Below are 16,864 nucleotides of genomic sequence, written 5' to 3'. Positions count from 1 at the left end.
GATCAAGATAATAAAAAAGCCTGTTTTGTCTCATTTTTGCTTACAAGTCATGTTAATATGAAAATGTGATATATTTCACTAACTTTTATTAGATAACTGAAAGTGAGGAACCGAACATGGAAAAAATATTTGTTTTAGGTGGCACAGGGTTTTTAGGTTACTATACAGTGAAGGAACTGCTGAAACGGGGATATCAAGTGGAAACCGTTGCGCTTCCACCGATGCCAGAAGAGGGCTTATTGCCGTCAGAAGTTAAATGTACACTTGGGGATATTGGTGTGATGTCAGATGATGAAGTAAAGAAAATGCTTGAGGGGGTATCGGGATTCATCTACGCAGCTGGTGCGGATGAACGAACTGTACCGAAAGCTCCAGCGGAAAAATTCTTTTATGAAGCTAATGTCCTTCCAACGCAGCGCTTAGCTCGCTTGGCTAAAGAAGCGGGAGTTCAAAACTTTGTTGTTTTTGGTTCTTATTTCGCGGAATTTGCGGAGCGCCTTCCAGAAACGCTTTTAAAGAATCAACCGTATCCTAATACGCGTTTATTACAAGAACAAGTTGCTTTTGCTGAAGGGGAGGGAAGTATGAATGTTTCAAGCTTACGCTTGCCGTATATTTTTGGGACGATGCCTGGAAGAGTGCCTCTTTGGAAAATGTTTACTGACCAAATTAAGGGCCAAGCTGTTTTCCCTGCGCTTAAAGGTGGAACGGCGATGGTAACTGTAGAACAAGTGGCAGAAGCGGCAGTAGGGGCATTGGAAGCTAAGAAACACCGAGCTACGTACGCGATTTGTGGGGAAAACATGAAATACCAAACGTTTTATAAATATATGGTCGATGCTTTAGGACAAGAAACGGAAGTGCCTGTTGTACCACTTGATGCTGTTCGTGAAGTCTATGAAAGAATGGATCAAGCATCCAAAGCGGAAGGAACTGAACATGGTATCCATTCGATTGTGACAGCAGAACTCCAAGAGCTAGATTTGTATCTAAATCCTGAAGAAACGAAGAAAGTGCTTGGTATCAAAGATCATGATGTTAAAGAATCGATTCATGAGACGCTTTTAAGATGTGTAGCTGAATAAAAAGAAAGCCTGCGGTAAAAATATACGTGTTCGCGGGCTTTTTGTATGGTAGAATACACAAGTGGAGGAGGAAGGCTGAATGACAAATAATCATTATTTTACAAATGATGACTCTTTATCTTCAAATCGGCAAATTTTTCATTATGAGTTGCGTGGCTTTGATTTGCGCTTTGTGAGTGATGATGGCGTTTTTTCTAAAAAAACAGTTGATTTCGGTTCACGCCTTTTGATAGAAACATTTGAGCAACCGGATTGTGCGGGGAAGTTTCTTGATGTTGGCTGTGGTTACGGACCAATTGGGCTATCGCTCGCAAAGAGTTTTCCGGATCGAGAAGTGGAAATGGTAGATGTGAATCAACGAGCGCTTTCGCTTGCTTCGGAAGGTGCTGAGTTAAACGGGATTCAGAATGTGAGGATCTATGAAAGCTCTGTCTATCAGCACGTGGATGAAAATGAATTTGCTGCGATTATTAGTAACCCACCAATTCGCGCTGGAAAAACGGTTGTGCATGCGATTTTGGAAGGTGCTCATGACAAGCTCACTTCTGCGGGGGAACTTTGGATTGTGATCCAAAAGAAACAAGGTGGACCATCTGCTGCGCGCAAAATGGAGCAGGTTTTTGGCAATGTGGAAGTGATGAAAAAAGATAAGGGTTATTATATTTATCGAAGTATAAAAGCGTAAAAGAAGTCTTGATTTTAAGGCTTCTTTTTTGTAGACTAATAGGTTGACTTTTTTTCTGAGGTATTGTATCATAGTAAGATGCCAAAAGAATCTAGACTGTTATTTCGCATGCTCATTTTTCTGGAACAAGTTGGAAGAATGAAGTGTTTGCAAGGGTTTTGGTAAAATAAGACATGGATGTGGTTTTCAGAGCTGACAAAGCAAAAGTTAAATTTGGCTGTTGTCGTGAAACTTTTTTAGGAAAGGATCAAAGCAAGTTGAATTCCGCTTTCTTTTTGTCTAAAAACAGGCTAGATCAATTGCTCAAGTCCCACTTTCTTTCTTGTAGAATAAAGGCGAGTAGCAGGAAACTTTTGATGAACGCCGGTTAAGCGAGTATTTTTTACACGTGTAGAAAGCTCTTGGCTTAAACGTCGGGTGCGGGGGGTTCCACTGTTTAGCGATTCTATGAAAGCAGAAAGTGTGCTTATAAATTTTAAAAAATTTGAGGGGTGAAGAGTTTGTCAGGACATGTAGTACAATACGGCAGACACCGTAAGCGTAGAAGTTTCGCTCGGATTAGTGAAGTGCTTGAATTACCGAATTTGATCGAAATTCAAACAGCTTCTTATCAGTGGTTCTTAGATGAGGGTCTTCGGGAAATGTTCCGCGATATTTCTCCAATTGAAGACTTTGCAGGAAATCTTTCGCTTGAATTTATTGATTATGACCTCGGAGAACCGAAATATTCGGTTGAAGAGTCTAAAAATCGCGATGCTAACTACGCAGCTCCGCTTCGTGTGAAATTGCGCCTGATTAATAAAGAAACTGGTGAAGTAAAAGACCAAGAAGTTTTCATGGGTGATTTCCCACTTATGACTGAAATGGGAACATTTATCATCAACGGTGCTGAACGTGTTATTGTTTCGCAATTAGTTCGTTCGCCGGGCGTTTATTTTAATGACAAAGTGGACAAAAATGGTAAAAAAGGTTTTGGATCGACCGTTATTCCAAACCGTGGTGCTTGGCTAGAATACGAAACGGATGCAAAAGATGTTGTGCATGTTCGTATTGACCGCACACGTAAATTGCCAGTTACGGTCCTTCTTCGCGCTCTAGGATTTGGTTCCGACCAAGAAATCATTGATCTGATCGGAGACAATGATTATTTGCGCAACACGCTTGAAAAAGATAACACAGATAGTGCAGAAAAAGCACTTCTTGAAATTTATGAACGACTTCGTCCAGGTGAACCGCCAACTGTAGATAATGCTAGAAGCTTACTGGTTTCACGCTTCTTTGATCCAAAAAGATATGATCTAGCAAGTGTTGGACGTTATAAAATCAACAAAAAACTTCACCTTAAAAATCGTTTGTTTGGTCAAGTTTTGGCTGAAACACTCGTTGACCCAGAAACAGGGGAAATCATTGCATCTAAAGGAGATATTTTAGATCGCCGCAACTTAGATGCGATTATTCCAAACCTTGAAAATGGCGTTGGGTTCCGTACGCTTCATCCACGTGATGGCGTCATGGAAGACGAAGTACTTGTTCAATCTATCAAAATTTACGCACCAGAAGATGAAGAAAAAGAAATCAACATTATTGGTAACGCGTATATTGATGAAAATGTAAAACACATTACACCTTCTGATATTATCTCATCCATCAGTTATTTCTTTAACTTGCTTCACGGTGTGGGTGGAACAGATGATATTGACCACTTGGGAAATCGTCGTCTTCGTTCTGTAGGTGAACTTCTTCAAAACCAATTCCGAATTGGTTTGTCACGGATGGAACGCGTAGTTCGTGAACGGATGTCTATCCAAGATATGAGTACGATTACTCCACAACAACTGATCAATATTCGTCCAGTTGTTGCATCGATTAAAGAATTCTTCGGAAGCTCCCAGCTTTCGCAATTCATGGACCAATCGAACCCGCTCAGTGAGCTTACGCATAAACGTCGTCTTTCTGCGCTTGGACCAGGTGGTTTGACGCGTGAACGTGCAGGCTATGAAGTGCGTGACGTTCACTACTCTCACTATGGTCGTATGTGTCCGATTGAAACGCCGGAAGGTCCAAATATCGGGCTGATTAACTCGCTTTCTTCTTATGCAAAAGTGAACCGTTTCGGCTTTATCGAAACTCCATATCGTCGTGTTGATCCAGAAACGCATCAAGTTACAGATACGATTGATTATCTAACCGCTGATGAAGAAGACAATTATGTGGTGGCGCAAGCCAACTCGAAACTAGATGATAACGGCGTCTTCACGGAAGAAGAAATCATGGCTCGTTTCCGTTCTGAAAACTTAGCTGTTGAAAAAGAACGTGTCGATTACATGGACGTATCGCCAAAACAAGTTGTTTCTGTTGCAACGGCTTGTATTCCGTTCCTTGAAAACGATGATAGTAACCGTGCGCTAATGGGTGCGAACATGCAACGTCAAGCTGTTCCACTTATGCACCCTGAAGCTCCATTTGTTGGAACAGGGATGGAACACGTTTCTGCAAAAGACTCTGGTGCTGCTGTTGTCGCGAAACATGATGGGATCGTTGAGCATGTTGAAGCGAAAGAAATTTGGGTTCGACGCGTTTCAATGGTAGACGGAAAAGAAGTTACGGGAGGAATCGACAAGTATACACTACGTAAATTTGTTCGTTCTAACCAAGGAACATGTTATAACCAACGTCCAAATGTTTCAGAAGGAGATCGTGTTGTTAAAGGTGAAATCCTTGGGAATGGTCCTTCAATGGATTCTGGGGAACTCGCACTTGGACGTAACGTTCTTGTTGCCTTCATGACTTGGGATGGTTATAACTACGAGGATGCGATCATCATGAGTGAGCGCCTTGTAAAAGATGATGTTTACACATCTATCCATATTGAAGAATTCGAATCTGAAGCTCGTGATACGAAACTCGGACCTGAGGAAATGACGCGTGACATCCCGAATGTGGGTGAAGATGCGCTTCGTGATCTTGATGACCGCGGTATTATTCGTGTCGGAGCAGAAGTGAAAGATAATGATTTACTTGTAGGGAAAGTAACGCCAAAAGGTGTAACGGAACTTACGGCTGAAGAACGCTTGCTCCATGCTATCTTTGGTGAAAAAGCACGTGAAGTTCGCGATACTTCTCTCCGTGTCCCTCACGGCGGTGGCGGAATTGTCTTAGATGTTAAAATCTTTACGCGTGAAGCGGGAGATGAACTTCCTCCAGGTGTTAACCAACTTGTTCGTGTTTATATCGTACAAAAACGTAAAATTCATGAAGGAGATAAAATGGCTGGTCGTCACGGTAATAAAGGGGTTATCTCCCGGATCTTACCTGAGGAAGATATGCCGTTCCTTCCTGATGGAACGCCTGTTGATATCATGCTCAACCCATTAGGGGTGCCATCTCGGATGAATATTGGGCAGGTGCTTGAACTACATCTTGGAATGGCTGCTCGGCAACTTGGAATCCATGTTGCGACGCCGGTATTTGATGGTGCGAACGAGGAAGATGTTTGGAGCACTGTTGAAGAGGCAGGAATGGCTCGTGATGCGAAGACTGTTCTCTACGATGGACGTACTGGGGAACCGTTTGATAACCGTGTGTCTGTTGGGGTTATGTATATGATCAAGCTTGCTCACATGGTTGATGATAAACTTCATGCTCGTTCAACTGGACCATACTCGCTAGTTACGCAACAACCACTCGGAGGTAAAGCACAATTTGGTGGACAACGTTTCGGGGAAATGGAAGTTTGGGCACTGGAAGCTTATGGTGCCGCTTATACGCTTCAAGAAATCCTCACAATCAAATCAGATGACGTTGTTGGACGTGTTAAAACGTACGAAGCAATCGTGAAAGGGGAAAGCGTACCTAAACCAGGTGTACCTGAATCCTTCCGCGTCTTGATTAAAGAATTGCAAAGTCTTGGAATGGACGTTAAAATCTTGTCTGCTGACGAAGAAGAAATTGAAATGCGAGATTCGGATGAAGACGATTTTAATGGACAAAACGATGCTTTCAATATTGTAAAACCAGAGGAAACTACCGAGCAGGTTGATTAACCCGCCCGATTTTAAAAACTCCAAAACAAATGAAAAACGAATGTTTTTGCCGATAAACTAGGTCTGTTTCTAGAAGTGGCGACTTATGAGTGTAAAATACTTATGAGGCTACTTCTAGAGAACGGCCAACAAAATTAGGAGGTAGGGCACTTGATAGATGTTAATAATTTTGAGTATATGAAAATAGGGCTAGCATCTCCAGATAAAATCCGTTCTTGGTCGCATGGCGAAGTGAAAAAGCCAGAAACGATCAATTATCGTACACTTAAGCCTGAACGTGACGGTCTTTTCTGTGAACGAATTTTTGGTCCAACAAAAGACTGGGAATGTTCTTGTGGGAAATATAAACGTGTGCGCTATAAAGGGGTTGTCTGTGACCGTTGTGGCGTAGAAGTTACAAAATCTAAAGTTCGTCGTGAACGTATGGGGCACATCGAGCTTGCTGCTCCTGTATCGCATATTTGGTATTTCAAAGGAATTCCAAGTCGTATGGGTCTTGTAATGGATATGAGCCCACGTGCTCTAGAAGAAGTTATTTATTTCGCTTCTTACGTGGTTACAGAACCAGGAGATACACCACTTGAGAAGAAACAACTTCTTTCTGAAAAAGAATACCGTGCTTACCGTGATAAATACGGTCAAACTTTCCAAGCTGGTATGGGTGCTGAAGCCATCAAAAAAATTCTTTCGGATATTAATCTTGAAAAAGAAACGAATGAATTAAAAGAAGAGCTCGAATCTGCGCAAGGACAACGTCGTACTCGTGCAATTCGTCGCTTAGAAGTGATGGAAGCATTTCGTAACTCTGGAAACGATCCAAGTTGGATGATTCTTGATGTTCTTCCGGTTATTCCGCCAGAACTTCGTCCAATGGTGCAACTTGAAGGTGGCCGTTTTGCGACAAGTGACTTGAACGATTTGTATCGTCGTGTTATCAACCGGAACAATCGTTTGAAACGTTTACTTGATCTTGGTGCTCCTACAATCATTGTGCAAAACGAAAAACGGATGCTACAAGAAGCTGTTGACGCACTTATTGATAATGGTCGTCGTGGCCGTCCTGTAACTGGACCAGGAAATCGTCCATTAAAATCACTTTCCCATATGCTAAAAGGGAAACAAGGTCGTTTCCGTCAAAACTTGCTCGGAAAACGGGTTGACTATTCAGGTCGTTCTGTTATCGTCGTTGGACCAAACCTTAAGATGTATCAATGTGGTCTTCCAAAAGAAATGGCGCTTGAGCTCTTTAAGCCATTTGTGATGAAAGAACTTGTAGAACGTGGTTTGGCACACAATATTAAGAGCGCAAAACGTAAAATTGAACGTATGGCACCAGAAATTTGGGATGTGCTTGAAGAAGTTATTCGTGAACACCCAGTTCTCTTAAACCGCGCCCCTACGCTTCATAGACTTGGTATCCAAGCTTTCGAACCAACGCTTGTTGAAGGTCGTGCAATTCGTCTTCACCCGCTTGTATGTACAGCTTATAATGCCGACTTTGATGGGGACCAAATGGCGGTTCACGTTCCGCTTTCTGCTGAAGCTCAAGCGGAAGCTCGTATTTTGATGCTAGCTGCTCAAAATATCTTGAACCCGAAAGATGGAAAACCAGTTGTTACACCTTCACAAGATATGGTACTAGGAAACTATTACTTGACGCTTGAACGTGAAAACGCAGTTGGCGAAGGAATGACTTTCAAAGACTTGAATGAAGCAAACTTAGCTTACCAAAATGGTTACGTGCATCTTCATTCACGAATTGCTGTTTATGCTGGTTCGATTCCAAATGAACGCTTTACAGATGAACAACGCAAGCAATTGCTGATTACGACTGTTGGTAAATTGATCTTTAACACTATTCTTCCAACATCGTTCCCTTATATCAATGAACCAACGAAATATAACTTGGAAATTGAAACACCTGAGAAGTATTTTGTGGATACAACAACGGATGTGAAAGCACATATTGCTAAGCAACCACTTGTTGAACCATTCAAGAAGAAAATTCTTGGAAACATCATCGCGGAAGTCTTCAAACGATTCCATATTACGGAAACGTCGAAGATGCTTGACCGTATGAAAGACCTCGGCTTTAAGATTTCCACAAAAGCTGGGATTACGGTTGGGATTGCGGATATCTTAACGCTTAGCGAAAAAGGAGAAATCCTTGAAGAAGCGCATGATATGGTTGAAAAAATTACGAAGCAATTCCGTCGTGGTTTAATTACAGATGAAGAAAGATATGAACGCGTTATCGGTGTTTGGAATGCAGCTAAAGATGAGATTCAAGAAAAACTGATCGACAGTTTGGAACGTCTCAACCCAATCTTCATGATGCAAGACTCTGGAGCTCGTGGTAACATCTCGAACTTTACGCAGCTTGCTGGAATGCGTGGTTTGATGGCTGATCCATCTGGACGTATCGTTGAACTTCCGATCACATCGAACTTCCGAGAAGGTCTAACGGTTCTTGAATACTTTATCTCGACCCATGGTGCTCGTAAAGGTCTTACCGATACAGCCCTTAAAACAGCCGATTCTGGTTACCTTACTCGTCGTCTCGTTGATGTTGCGCAAGATGTTATCATTCGTGAAGACGACTGTGGAACTGACCGTGGCTTGACGATCAAAGCGATTCGTGAAGGTACTGAAATCATTGAATCTCTTGAAGAGCGTCTTGAAGGTCGTTATGCACGTAAAACTGTTCGCCATCCTGAAACAGGAGAAGTTCTTGTTAAGGAAAATGAACTTATTACAGAACCTGTTGCACAAGCGATTGTGGATGCTGGGATTGAAGAAGTTTCAATTCGCTCTGCCTTCACATGTAACACGAAACATGGGGTATGTAAAAAATGTTACGGCAAAAACTTGGCAACTGGTACTGAAGTTGAAGTTGGAGAAGCAGTGGGAATTATTGCGGCTCAGTCTATCGGGGAACCAGGAACACAGCTTACAATGCGTACGTTCCATACCGGTGGGGTTGCCGGAGATGATATCACACAAGGTCTTCCACGTATCCAAGAAATCTTTGAAGCACGGAATCCGAAAGGTCAAGCAACCATCACTGAAGTAGCAGGTGAAGTTGTTTCGATTGAAGAAGGTCGTGACCGTGGTCAAGAAATCACGATTCAAGGAACTGATGATCGCCGCAGCTATACAGTTCCGTATACAGCTCGTCTGCGTGTTCAAGAAGGTTCGGTAGTTGATCGTGGTGAAGCTCTAACAGAAGGTTCGATCGATCCGAAAGCATTGATCCGTGTACGTGACGTATTGTCCGTTCAAGAATACTTGCTTGCAGAAGTACAAAAAGTTTACCGGATGCAAGGGGTAGAAATTGGGGACAAGCACGTTGAAGTTATGGTTCGTCAAATGCTTCGTAAGATTCGTGTCATGGATACAGGGGATACAGATATTCTTCCAGGAACACTTATGGATATCCAATCCTTCACAGAAGCAAACCGTGATGCCATTATGAACGGGAATCAACCTGCAACGGGTCGTCCTGTATTACTTGGAATCACAAAAGCTTCCCTTGAAACGGATTCGTTCTTGTCAGCTGCATCTTTCCAAGAAACAACTCGTGTTCTTACAGACGCAGCGATTAAAGGCAAACGTGATGAACTTCTTGGACTTAAAGAAAATGTTATTCTTGGTAAACTTGTCCCAGCCGGAACAGGTATTGGCCGTTACCGCAAGCTGAAATCAGAAGTTGTGGGAGCGACACAAGGAGATACAGAAGAAACAACAAATGCGTAAAAATAAATAGGCAAGAAAAAAGTTCTCCAAGTTTTGGCTTGGAGAACTTTTTTTAGTATTTAACGATTTCGTTGGCATTATTAACATTGATAATATAAGCATTGTTTCCGGTTTCTTTAAGCACACGAATCATTGCACTTTTTGGAATGGAAACACAGCCAGCAGTTGGTTTGCCATTATCTACGTGTAAAAAGAATGCAGAACCTGCTCCTTTTATAACTGGACTAGTATTATAATTAATGACGCGTGCATATTGATATTGAGTTTTATAGCTCGCTAAATGTTCATCGGCACTAGAAACTTTGAATTCACGCCAAGTGTTGTAATAAGCACTATTTACAGTTGAAATCCAATAGCTTTTGTTTGTGATCTTTCTAAAAGTAGAGAGAGAGCCAGGATTACTTGTTCCAAAACTGAATCCAAGTTTATAAGAACCTTTTGGCGTATAGCTCTTTGTTTCACTCGCTTTTCCAATTCCTTGTTTCCCAACATGACCATTTACAGTAAACTTAGTGTTCCAAACTCCATAGGCTTTTTCCCAATAAGTGATTGTGGCATTTGCTCCACTCCCGACAACAGTTAAAATTTGGCTTGTTTTTTTAGCTGTTGGAGAAGAGGCGATAGCTTGCTCTCCGATTCGCAAGGCACGTTTATCCACATAGCCAATATTCTTCCCACTATAGGAAAATCTCACGTAAGTGGCACGAGAAGTTCTCTTTTCTTCTGTAACTGTAACAGCACGACTAAAATAATTATTTGAAGTGCCTAATTTTTTATACCCCACTGTGCGATAAGGTGCTGTAAAGACACCATCATATTTACTTGAGATAACAGCATGATAATTGACGGATTTTGTAGAAAGTACCTTTTCAGGGGATACAAGCGCTCGTTTGTCCACATAGCCTATTACTTTTCCATTTTGTGAGAACTTCACGTAAGTGGCTCGTGGAGTGATTTTTTCTTCACTCACGTCTACATATTGTGTTAAATATTTAGAGGAAAAACCTAGCTGTTTGAAGCCGTAAGTATTATAAGGGGCAGTAAAGACCCCGTCAGTTGTTGTATTGATAATGGCTCCATATTTGACTGACTTTGTTGAGCGAATAGATTCATAAAGTTTTAAACCATTTTTATCTATATACCCAATCACTTTTCCGCCAATGGAAAATTTAACATAAGTTGCACGCTCTGTTTTAATTTCTTCAAGAACTCTTACATCACGATTTAAATAAGTTTTTGAAGAAGTTAAGCGCTTGTAATTAGCAGTTTTATAGGGACGAGTGAAAATACCATCAGTCGCCCGGGTTATTTTAGCATCATAGTTCACACTTTTAGTAGAAAGAATTTTTTCTGGTGAGCGAAGTGCACGTTTATCGATGAAGCCGACTACCTTTCCGCTGATCGAGAATTTAACATAGGTTGCACGCTCTGTTGTTTTTTCTTCCTGCACATCTATGTACTGCGTTAAGTATTTGGAAGACATTCCGAGAAATTTACAGGCTGGAGTATTATAAGGTGTTGTATAAACTCCATCGTTTGTCGTACTGATAATAGCCCCGTAGTTTACATTTTTACTAGAAAGGATTTTTTCATTGTTACTCATTGCATGTGCGAAAGTAGCGGGTCCGTCTATTAAGGTTAGCGTAAAAGTAAATAATAAAATGACCCCTAAAATTTTTTTCATTGTTGTTCCTCCTTTTCTTTATTGTACCAATTTATGAAAGGGAAGTACAAAAACAACTAGTAAGCAGGTCTAAGTGACTAACTTACTAGTTGTTTAATCAATCAGCTCAAGTCTTCACCGTTTGTAGCGATGACTTTTTTATACCAATCGAAGGAATCTTTTTTTGAACGTTTTAATGACCCTTTGCCATCATCGTCTTTATCTACATAGATAAAACCATATCGTTTAGACATTTCACTTGTTGAGGCGCTAATTAAATCAATAGGGCCCCAGCTCGTATAGCCAATTAAATCAACACCGTCTTTGATGGCTTCTTTCATTTGTTCAATGTGTTTTCGTAAATAATCAATTCGGTAGTCATCATGAATTTTCCCGTCTGCTGTGACCTTATCATAAGCACCTAGTCCATTTTCAACGATGAATAATGGCAACTCATAGCGACTATAAAAATCATTTAATGTGTAGCGTAACCCTTTTGGATCGATTTGCCATCCCCAATCAGAAGTTTCTAGATATTCATTTTTAACTCCGCCCATAAAGTTTCCGCCAGTTTGTTTACCGGTAGGGTTTGCCGAGGTGGAGAGCGACATATAGTAGCTAAATGAGATGAAATCTACTGTATGTTCCTTTAGAATTTCATCATCTCCGGATTCCTTCTGGATGGAAATATTATTTTCAGCAAAGTAACGATCCATATAACTTGGGTATTCCCCGCGAGCTTGAACGTCCGTGAAGAAGAGATTCATTTGATTTAAATGCTGCGCTTTCAAAATGTCATCTGGATTATTGGTAGCTGGATAAGTAGCCATCCGCGCAAGCATACAGCCGACTTTGGCATCCGGAATAATTTCGTGGGCAAGCTTAGTAGCGAGCGCACTTGCCACAAATTGATGATGGGCCGCCTGATAGCATAATTCTAACCGGTTTTTGGCATCTTCCACTAATACCCCACCGCCTGTGTAAGGGCTAATTGCGATGATGTTGATTTCATTAAAGGTAAGCCAGTATTTGACTTTGTCTTTATAACGTCTGAAGACTGTTTCAGCATAGTTCGTGAAGAACTCAATCACACGTCGATCGCTCCAGCCATTATATTTAAGAGTTAAATGTAATGGCGTTTCATAATGGGAGAGTGTTACAAGAGGCTCGATACCGTATTTTAAGCATTCATCAAAAACTTGGTCATAAAAGGCAAGTCCCGCTTCATTTGGGGTAGCATCATCTCCATTTGGAAAAATTCGCGACCAAGCGATTGAAAGCCGGAACGTTTTAAATCCCATTTCGGCAAATAAGGCAATGTCTTCTTTGTAGTGATGATAAAAGTCGATGCCTTCTCGTTTCGGAAAGCGCGCTTCCTCCACGTTTCCTGCCAGGATTTCATTTATTTGTTTTTTGGTCACATCAAGAGCGTGTTCTCCAGGTTTGCGTTCTGACTTGGGAATAAAACGCACCATATCAGCAGTCGAGAGTCCTTTTCCGTCTTCATTATAGGCGCCTTCAATTTGGTTGGCTGCTGTTGCGCCACCCCATAAAAAGTCTTTAGGAAAGCCTGTTTTCATCTTCGCCATCGTTGTCACTCCTTCTGAAATATTTATTTCTATTTTATCGTACGCTATGTAATGCATTACATGTCAAGCTGGAATTTTTCAGAAGAGAGGATTGCTAAAATGTGATTTTTTCGTTAAACTTTAAAAAAAGAGCAATGGAGGCAATGATGACTACAAAAGAGAAAATTATTGAATCCGCTATTTCTGTCATTCAAAGTGAGGGAACGGCAAACTATAGTTTAGCAAAAGTGGCTGAAAAAACGGGGATGACCAAAGCCGCTATTTTTTACTATTTTAAAAATAAGGCGGAACTAACGCGCTCTTTAATTAGCTATACAATTGATGCCTATGAGACAGTTTTGCAAGAAGAATATCAACTTGCAAAGGCTCACTCGTTTTTTCCATTCACAGAGGCTTATATTAGAGGAAACTTGCGTCAGCTGGATGATGAAAAGTTGGTTGGGCTTCATGCGGCACTAATTGGAACGGTTGTGTCGGGTGAGGCGATAGAGGATGACTGGAATGAAGCTTATTTGAGAGATTTTAAGCGACTTGTTCCAGAAATTGGGGGAGAACAAGCGGAATTTGTTCGCTATACGATTGATGGAATGTGGCATGCTCGTATTCTTGGAATTCCTGAATTTGCTAACGAAGGTAGAAAAAGTGTGGCTGAGATGCTTCTTTCCATTGTTAAGCAAAAGTGAGAAACATTTTGCTTGCATTTTATAAAGTTTAGAACTAAACTGTAAGCAAAGGAGGCCGATGAGAATGGTAAAATCGGAGGAAAGGTTAGGTATTTTATTATGGTTCAGATTGAGCCGTTTTTATAATCAAAATATCAAAAAAACCAATCAAAACTTAAAAGAAGCTGGAATTTCGACGGCAATGTTTGACTGCATTGCACAAATCGGCCCTGGAAATAAATTAACGCAGCAAGAACTTGGCGATAAACTAGTAGTGACAAAAGGAAACATCACCCAGTTGCTTGTCAAACTAGAAAAATTGGAACTTGTTAAGCGCGAAAAAGTGGGTCGAGAGAAGTTTATCGTTTTGACGGAAAAAGGGATCGCTTGCTATCAAGAATTTGTTCCAAAGCAAGAAGCATTTCAGCAGGAGCAATTCAGTCGATTGTCGCGACCGGAACAAAAAGAACTTTTAAGATTGCTAAAAAAATTGGATTAAGATGGAGGGATTTTAAATGGAATTAAAAGGACTGCATCACGTTTCGATTTTTACTGAAAATGCACGGAATAACTTTGACTTTTATACGAAGGTATTAGGACTTCGCTTGGTGAAAAAAACAGTGAATCAGGATGATCCTTACACTTATCATTTATATTATGCGGATGAAATTGGGAATCCGGGAACAACGGTGACTTTTTTTGAAGTACCAGATATGGTTAAGAACCGGTTAGGACGGAATCAAATTTCTGCGCTGGGTCTCCGCGTTCCAAACGATGAAGCCCTTCAATTTTGGAAAAACCGCTTGGATGAATTCCAAGTTTTCCATAGCCCGATTGAAACGCGTTTCAATCGGAACACATTGCGATTGAAAGATCCAGATGGACTATTAATTTTTCTCGTTTCGGATGAAAAGAATGAGGGCGTTCAAGGTGGGAATCCTTGGAATGAAAGTCCTGTTCCTACTGAATATGCAATTACGGGACTTGGTCCGGTCAGAATATCTGTTTTTAAAAAGGAAAGAACAGCTCAAATGCTTACAAAGATACTGGGCTTTAAAAAAGTGGGGGATTATCAAGATGCTCAGAACACTGTAACGGTCTTCCAAACGGGGGAAGGCGGAACTGGGGCGGAGGTCCATTTGGAAGAACGCTCGGATCTTCAGGAAAATAATCTTGGCGCTGGGGGGATTCATCATGTCGCTTTTCGGGTGGCAGATGATTCAGAGATGATGGAATGGGTCGAGAAGATTTCGGATGCTAATTATCCGAATTCAGGCTTTGTAGATCGTTACTATTTCCACTCGCTTTACTTCCGCGAATCAAATGGGATTTTGATCGAGCTTGCGACAGATGGACCTGGTTTTAGAACGAATTTCGAGTTGGAACATGGGACTTTTGTAGAGCTCCCACCAAAATTAGAAGCTCGCCGCGATGAAATATTGGAACACCTTTCGCCGCTTGATACAGACCTATAATGAAAGTGGGTTTTGAGGATTGACGAAAGAAGGTAGGAGTGATAAAATACGAACAAAGAATGGACATTTTGAAAAGAATGAAAACCCCCTCGCTGCTGCAACAGCGAGGGGGTTTCATTTAGCTGGACATTGTCGCCTAGCTTTCATTTGTGTTTTTCTTTGTCCAGCATATATTTGAACCAAGCGATTCCGCATCCGGCAATAAGTGGAGCAATAAGCTCTGAAAAGAAAGTGGACATTTTGATGATAGCCTCCTTTCTTTATAGTTCCGTCAAGAAAGGTAGACGACGGGAGTATTATAGCATCTGTTTTTTTGTCGTCAAATTGGGAAAAAGAGATTTTGGCGCTTTTGAAAAGGAGATAAATGGGTGCAAAGCTATACCTCCTCTTTTAAATAAAAGAAAAGCATGCTAAAATGAAGCGAAATGTTTTTTTCTAGGAGGATTTTTAGTTGGCATCTCAAAGTTTAAGGTTTTATTTTGTTAGACATGGTAAGACGGAGTGGAATTTATCTGGACAGATGCAAGGCTGGGGCGATTCTCCGCTTGTTACTGAGGGGAAGAATGGCGCGATTGCTGTAGGCGAGGCGTTGCGGAATGTCAAGTTTAGAAATGCTTATGTGAGTCCAAGTAAACGGACGCAAGAAACGGCAAAATATATTATCGGTTCACGAAAGATTCCTGTTCAGTTAATGGACGATTTTCGAGAAATGGGTTTTGGTTCTTGGGAAGGGGAATATATTAGTGATCTCGATGTGCGCTTCAAAGAGTCTCGCACGGAAATGCTTACTAGTCCGGCGACTTTTGATGCGCGAGAAAATGGCGGAGAAACGTTTTATGAATTAGAAGAACGCGTTTTGCGAGGCGTAGAACAGATCATAGAGCAGGAGAAGAAGGGCGGAAATGTCTTGGTTGTTTCACATGGCATGGCGCTAACGCTTCTTTTATACTTACTTTCTGGTGGTGAAATGAGTGACCATAGAACGAAAGGAACACGGATTTTAAACACAAGTATTAGTGTTGTTGAGTACCAAGAGGGTAAGTTTAACATTTTGGATTTAAACAACACGGATCATTTGGATTCAGTTCGGGTTTAAAAAGGTATCGAAAGGTACCTTTCTTTTTTTGTTGACATTTTAATCAGGTACCTTTATAATGTTTTTGTAAGGTACCTTTCTATTAAATTCATTGGAGGAATCATAATGGAAAATCAAGATTTGATGAAACAGTTTTTGAAGGTCGATAAAATGATGCATCGCTACCAAGGAATGCGGATGCAGCAATTTGGTCCGATGGGAAACCCTTACCGGGGACAAGGGCGTGTCCTTGCGCTTCTTAAAATGCAACCTGAAATCACACAAAAAAAATTGGGCTTTTTGCTCGATATGAGAACGCAGTCGCTTGGTGAATTGCTTTCGAAGCTTGAAAAACAAGAGCTCATCACACGTGAACCATCTGCAGAGGATCGTCGTGTGATGAATGTGAAACTCACTGAAAGCGGCAAAGAGCGTGCGGAAGAAATGAACCAAAATGATCAGCAGTCTGGAGAGCTATTTGACTGTCTTTCAGATGAGGAAAAGGAAAAGCTAGCGGAATTACTCAATAAAGTATCTGGTCATCTTGAAGAATTACATCAAGAACAAATGAAAAACTTTGCTGAATTTGATGGTCCAAGTCGAGAAATGCCGTTCGGATTTGGTGGTGGAATGGACCGTTCTAAAGCGGATTTACATGAATGGAAGAACATGCATCGCAGACATCGGCATTTTGGATTCGGTGGTTTTCACAGAGATTTTGAATAAGTTCATAAAATGCTAAGCTAAAAAAGCAGCGAAACAAGATCGTTTATTTTGTTTCGCTGCTTTTTGTCTGAAAATAGCTTATAATGATTGTATAGATAAGGTGTA

The 16,864-nt window shown here is 41.1% G+C and carries 11 protein-coding genes; 9 read left to right on the top strand and 2 right to left on the bottom strand.

All coding sequences use genetic code 11. The annotated features are described in order from the left end of the window. Nucleotides 1-116 precede the first annotated feature (116 nt). The 4 genes from HB912_RS07990 to rpoC all read left to right on the top strand — a co-directional run bounded on the left by HB912_RS07990 (nt 117) and on the right by rpoC (nt 9,569). The gene (locus HB912_RS07990) at nt 117-1,085 is read left to right on the top strand and encodes an NAD-dependent epimerase/dehydratase family protein (RefSeq protein ID WP_185373599.1); all 969 of its coding nucleotides are present in this window, start codon (nt 117-119) and stop codon (nt 1,083-1,085) included. Nucleotides 1,086-1,164: 79 nt separating this feature from the next. After that, complete coding sequence (locus HB912_RS07985) at nt 1,165-1,770, top strand: class I SAM-dependent methyltransferase (RefSeq protein WP_036070151.1); 606 nt, start codon at nt 1,165-1,167, stop codon at nt 1,768-1,770. A gap of 491 nt (nt 1,771-2,261) precedes the next feature. Further along, entirely contained in the window at nt 2,262-5,813 is a 3,552-nt protein-coding gene (rpoB, locus tag HB912_RS07980; protein WP_149023260.1) for a DNA-directed RNA polymerase subunit beta, read from the top strand. Nucleotides 5,814-5,963: 150 nt separating this feature from the next. Then, nucleotides 5,964-9,569 (top strand): DNA-directed RNA polymerase subunit beta', encoded by a 3,606-nt coding sequence (rpoC, locus tag HB912_RS07975; protein WP_036070157.1) that lies wholly within the window; start codon nt 5,964-5,966, stop codon nt 9,567-9,569. Nucleotides 9,570-9,621: 52 nt separating this feature from the next. On the opposite strand, the gene HB912_RS07970 is transcribed toward rpoC, so the two are convergent. Beyond that, a complete protein-coding gene (locus HB912_RS07970; protein WP_185373597.1) occupies nt 9,622-11,253 on the bottom strand; it encodes a GW dipeptide domain-containing protein in 1,632 nt (543 codons plus the stop codon). A gap of 101 nt (nt 11,254-11,354) precedes the next feature. Next, nucleotides 11,355-12,821: a glycoside hydrolase family 1 protein gene (locus tag HB912_RS07965; protein WP_185373595.1), complete on the bottom strand. Its 1,467-nt coding sequence runs from the start codon at nt 12,819-12,821 to the stop codon at nt 11,355-11,357. Nucleotides 12,822-12,967: 146 nt separating this feature from the next. Here HB912_RS07965 and HB912_RS07960 point away from each other — a divergent pair, with 146 nt between their 5' ends. The 5 genes from HB912_RS07960 to HB912_RS07940 all read left to right on the top strand — a co-directional run bounded on the left by HB912_RS07960 (nt 12,968) and on the right by HB912_RS07940 (nt 16,759). After that, nucleotides 12,968-13,504: a TetR/AcrR family transcriptional regulator gene (locus HB912_RS07960; protein WP_185373593.1), complete on the top strand. Its 537-nt coding sequence runs from the start codon at nt 12,968-12,970 to the stop codon at nt 13,502-13,504. Nucleotides 13,505-13,568: 64 nt separating this feature from the next. After that, nucleotides 13,569-13,982 carry a MarR family winged helix-turn-helix transcriptional regulator gene (locus tag HB912_RS07955; protein WP_185373591.1) on the top strand — a complete coding sequence of 138 codons (414 nt, stop codon included), beginning with the start codon at nt 13,569-13,571 and terminating at the stop codon, nt 13,980-13,982. Between the two features lie 16 nt (nt 13,983-13,998). After that, nucleotides 13,999-14,958: a ring-cleaving dioxygenase gene (locus HB912_RS07950; RefSeq protein ID WP_185373590.1), complete on the top strand. Its 960-nt coding sequence runs from the start codon at nt 13,999-14,001 to the stop codon at nt 14,956-14,958. A 451-nt stretch (nt 14,959-15,409) separates the two neighbouring features. Continuing rightward, entirely contained in the window at nt 15,410-16,054 is a 645-nt protein-coding gene (locus HB912_RS07945; RefSeq protein WP_185373588.1) for a histidine phosphatase family protein, read from the top strand. Between the two features lie 105 nt (nt 16,055-16,159). Further along, complete coding sequence (locus HB912_RS07940; RefSeq protein WP_185373586.1) at nt 16,160-16,759, top strand: MarR family winged helix-turn-helix transcriptional regulator; 600 nt, start codon at nt 16,160-16,162, stop codon at nt 16,757-16,759. Nucleotides 16,760-16,864 lie beyond the last annotated feature (105 nt).

The sequence above is a fragment of the Listeria aquatica genome, from assembly GCF_014223975.1.
Lineage (GTDB): Bacteria > Bacillota > Bacilli > Lactobacillales > Listeriaceae > Listeria > Listeria aquatica.
This window is presented reverse-complemented; position numbering and strand designations above follow the sequence as displayed.

Bases quoted from the DNA above. Each gene is read 5' to 3' on its own strand.
- HB912_RS07950 (WP_185373590.1), top strand. From the start codon at position 13,999: ATGGAATTAAAAGGACTGCATCACGTTTCGATTTTTACTGAAAATGCA.
- HB912_RS07960 (WP_185373593.1), top strand. From the start codon at position 12,968: ATGACTACAAAAGAGAAAATTATTGAATCCGCTATTTCTGTCATTCAA.
- HB912_RS07985 (WP_036070151.1), top strand. From the start codon at position 1,165: ATGACAAATAATCATTATTTTACAAATGATGACTCTTTATCTTCAAAT.
- HB912_RS07940 (WP_185373586.1), top strand. From the start codon at position 16,160: ATGGAAAATCAAGATTTGATGAAACAGTTTTTGAAGGTCGATAAAATG.
- HB912_RS07965 (WP_185373595.1), bottom strand. From the start codon at position 12,821: ATGGCGAAGATGAAAACAGGCTTTCCTAAAGACTTTTTATGGGGTGGC.
- HB912_RS07955 (WP_185373591.1), top strand. From the start codon at position 13,569: ATGGTAAAATCGGAGGAAAGGTTAGGTATTTTATTATGGTTCAGATTG.
- HB912_RS07990 (WP_185373599.1), top strand. From the start codon at position 117: ATGGAAAAAATATTTGTTTTAGGTGGCACAGGGTTTTTAGGTTACTAT.
- HB912_RS07970 (WP_185373597.1), bottom strand. From the start codon at position 11,253: ATGAAAAAAATTTTAGGGGTCATTTTATTATTTACTTTTACGCTAACC.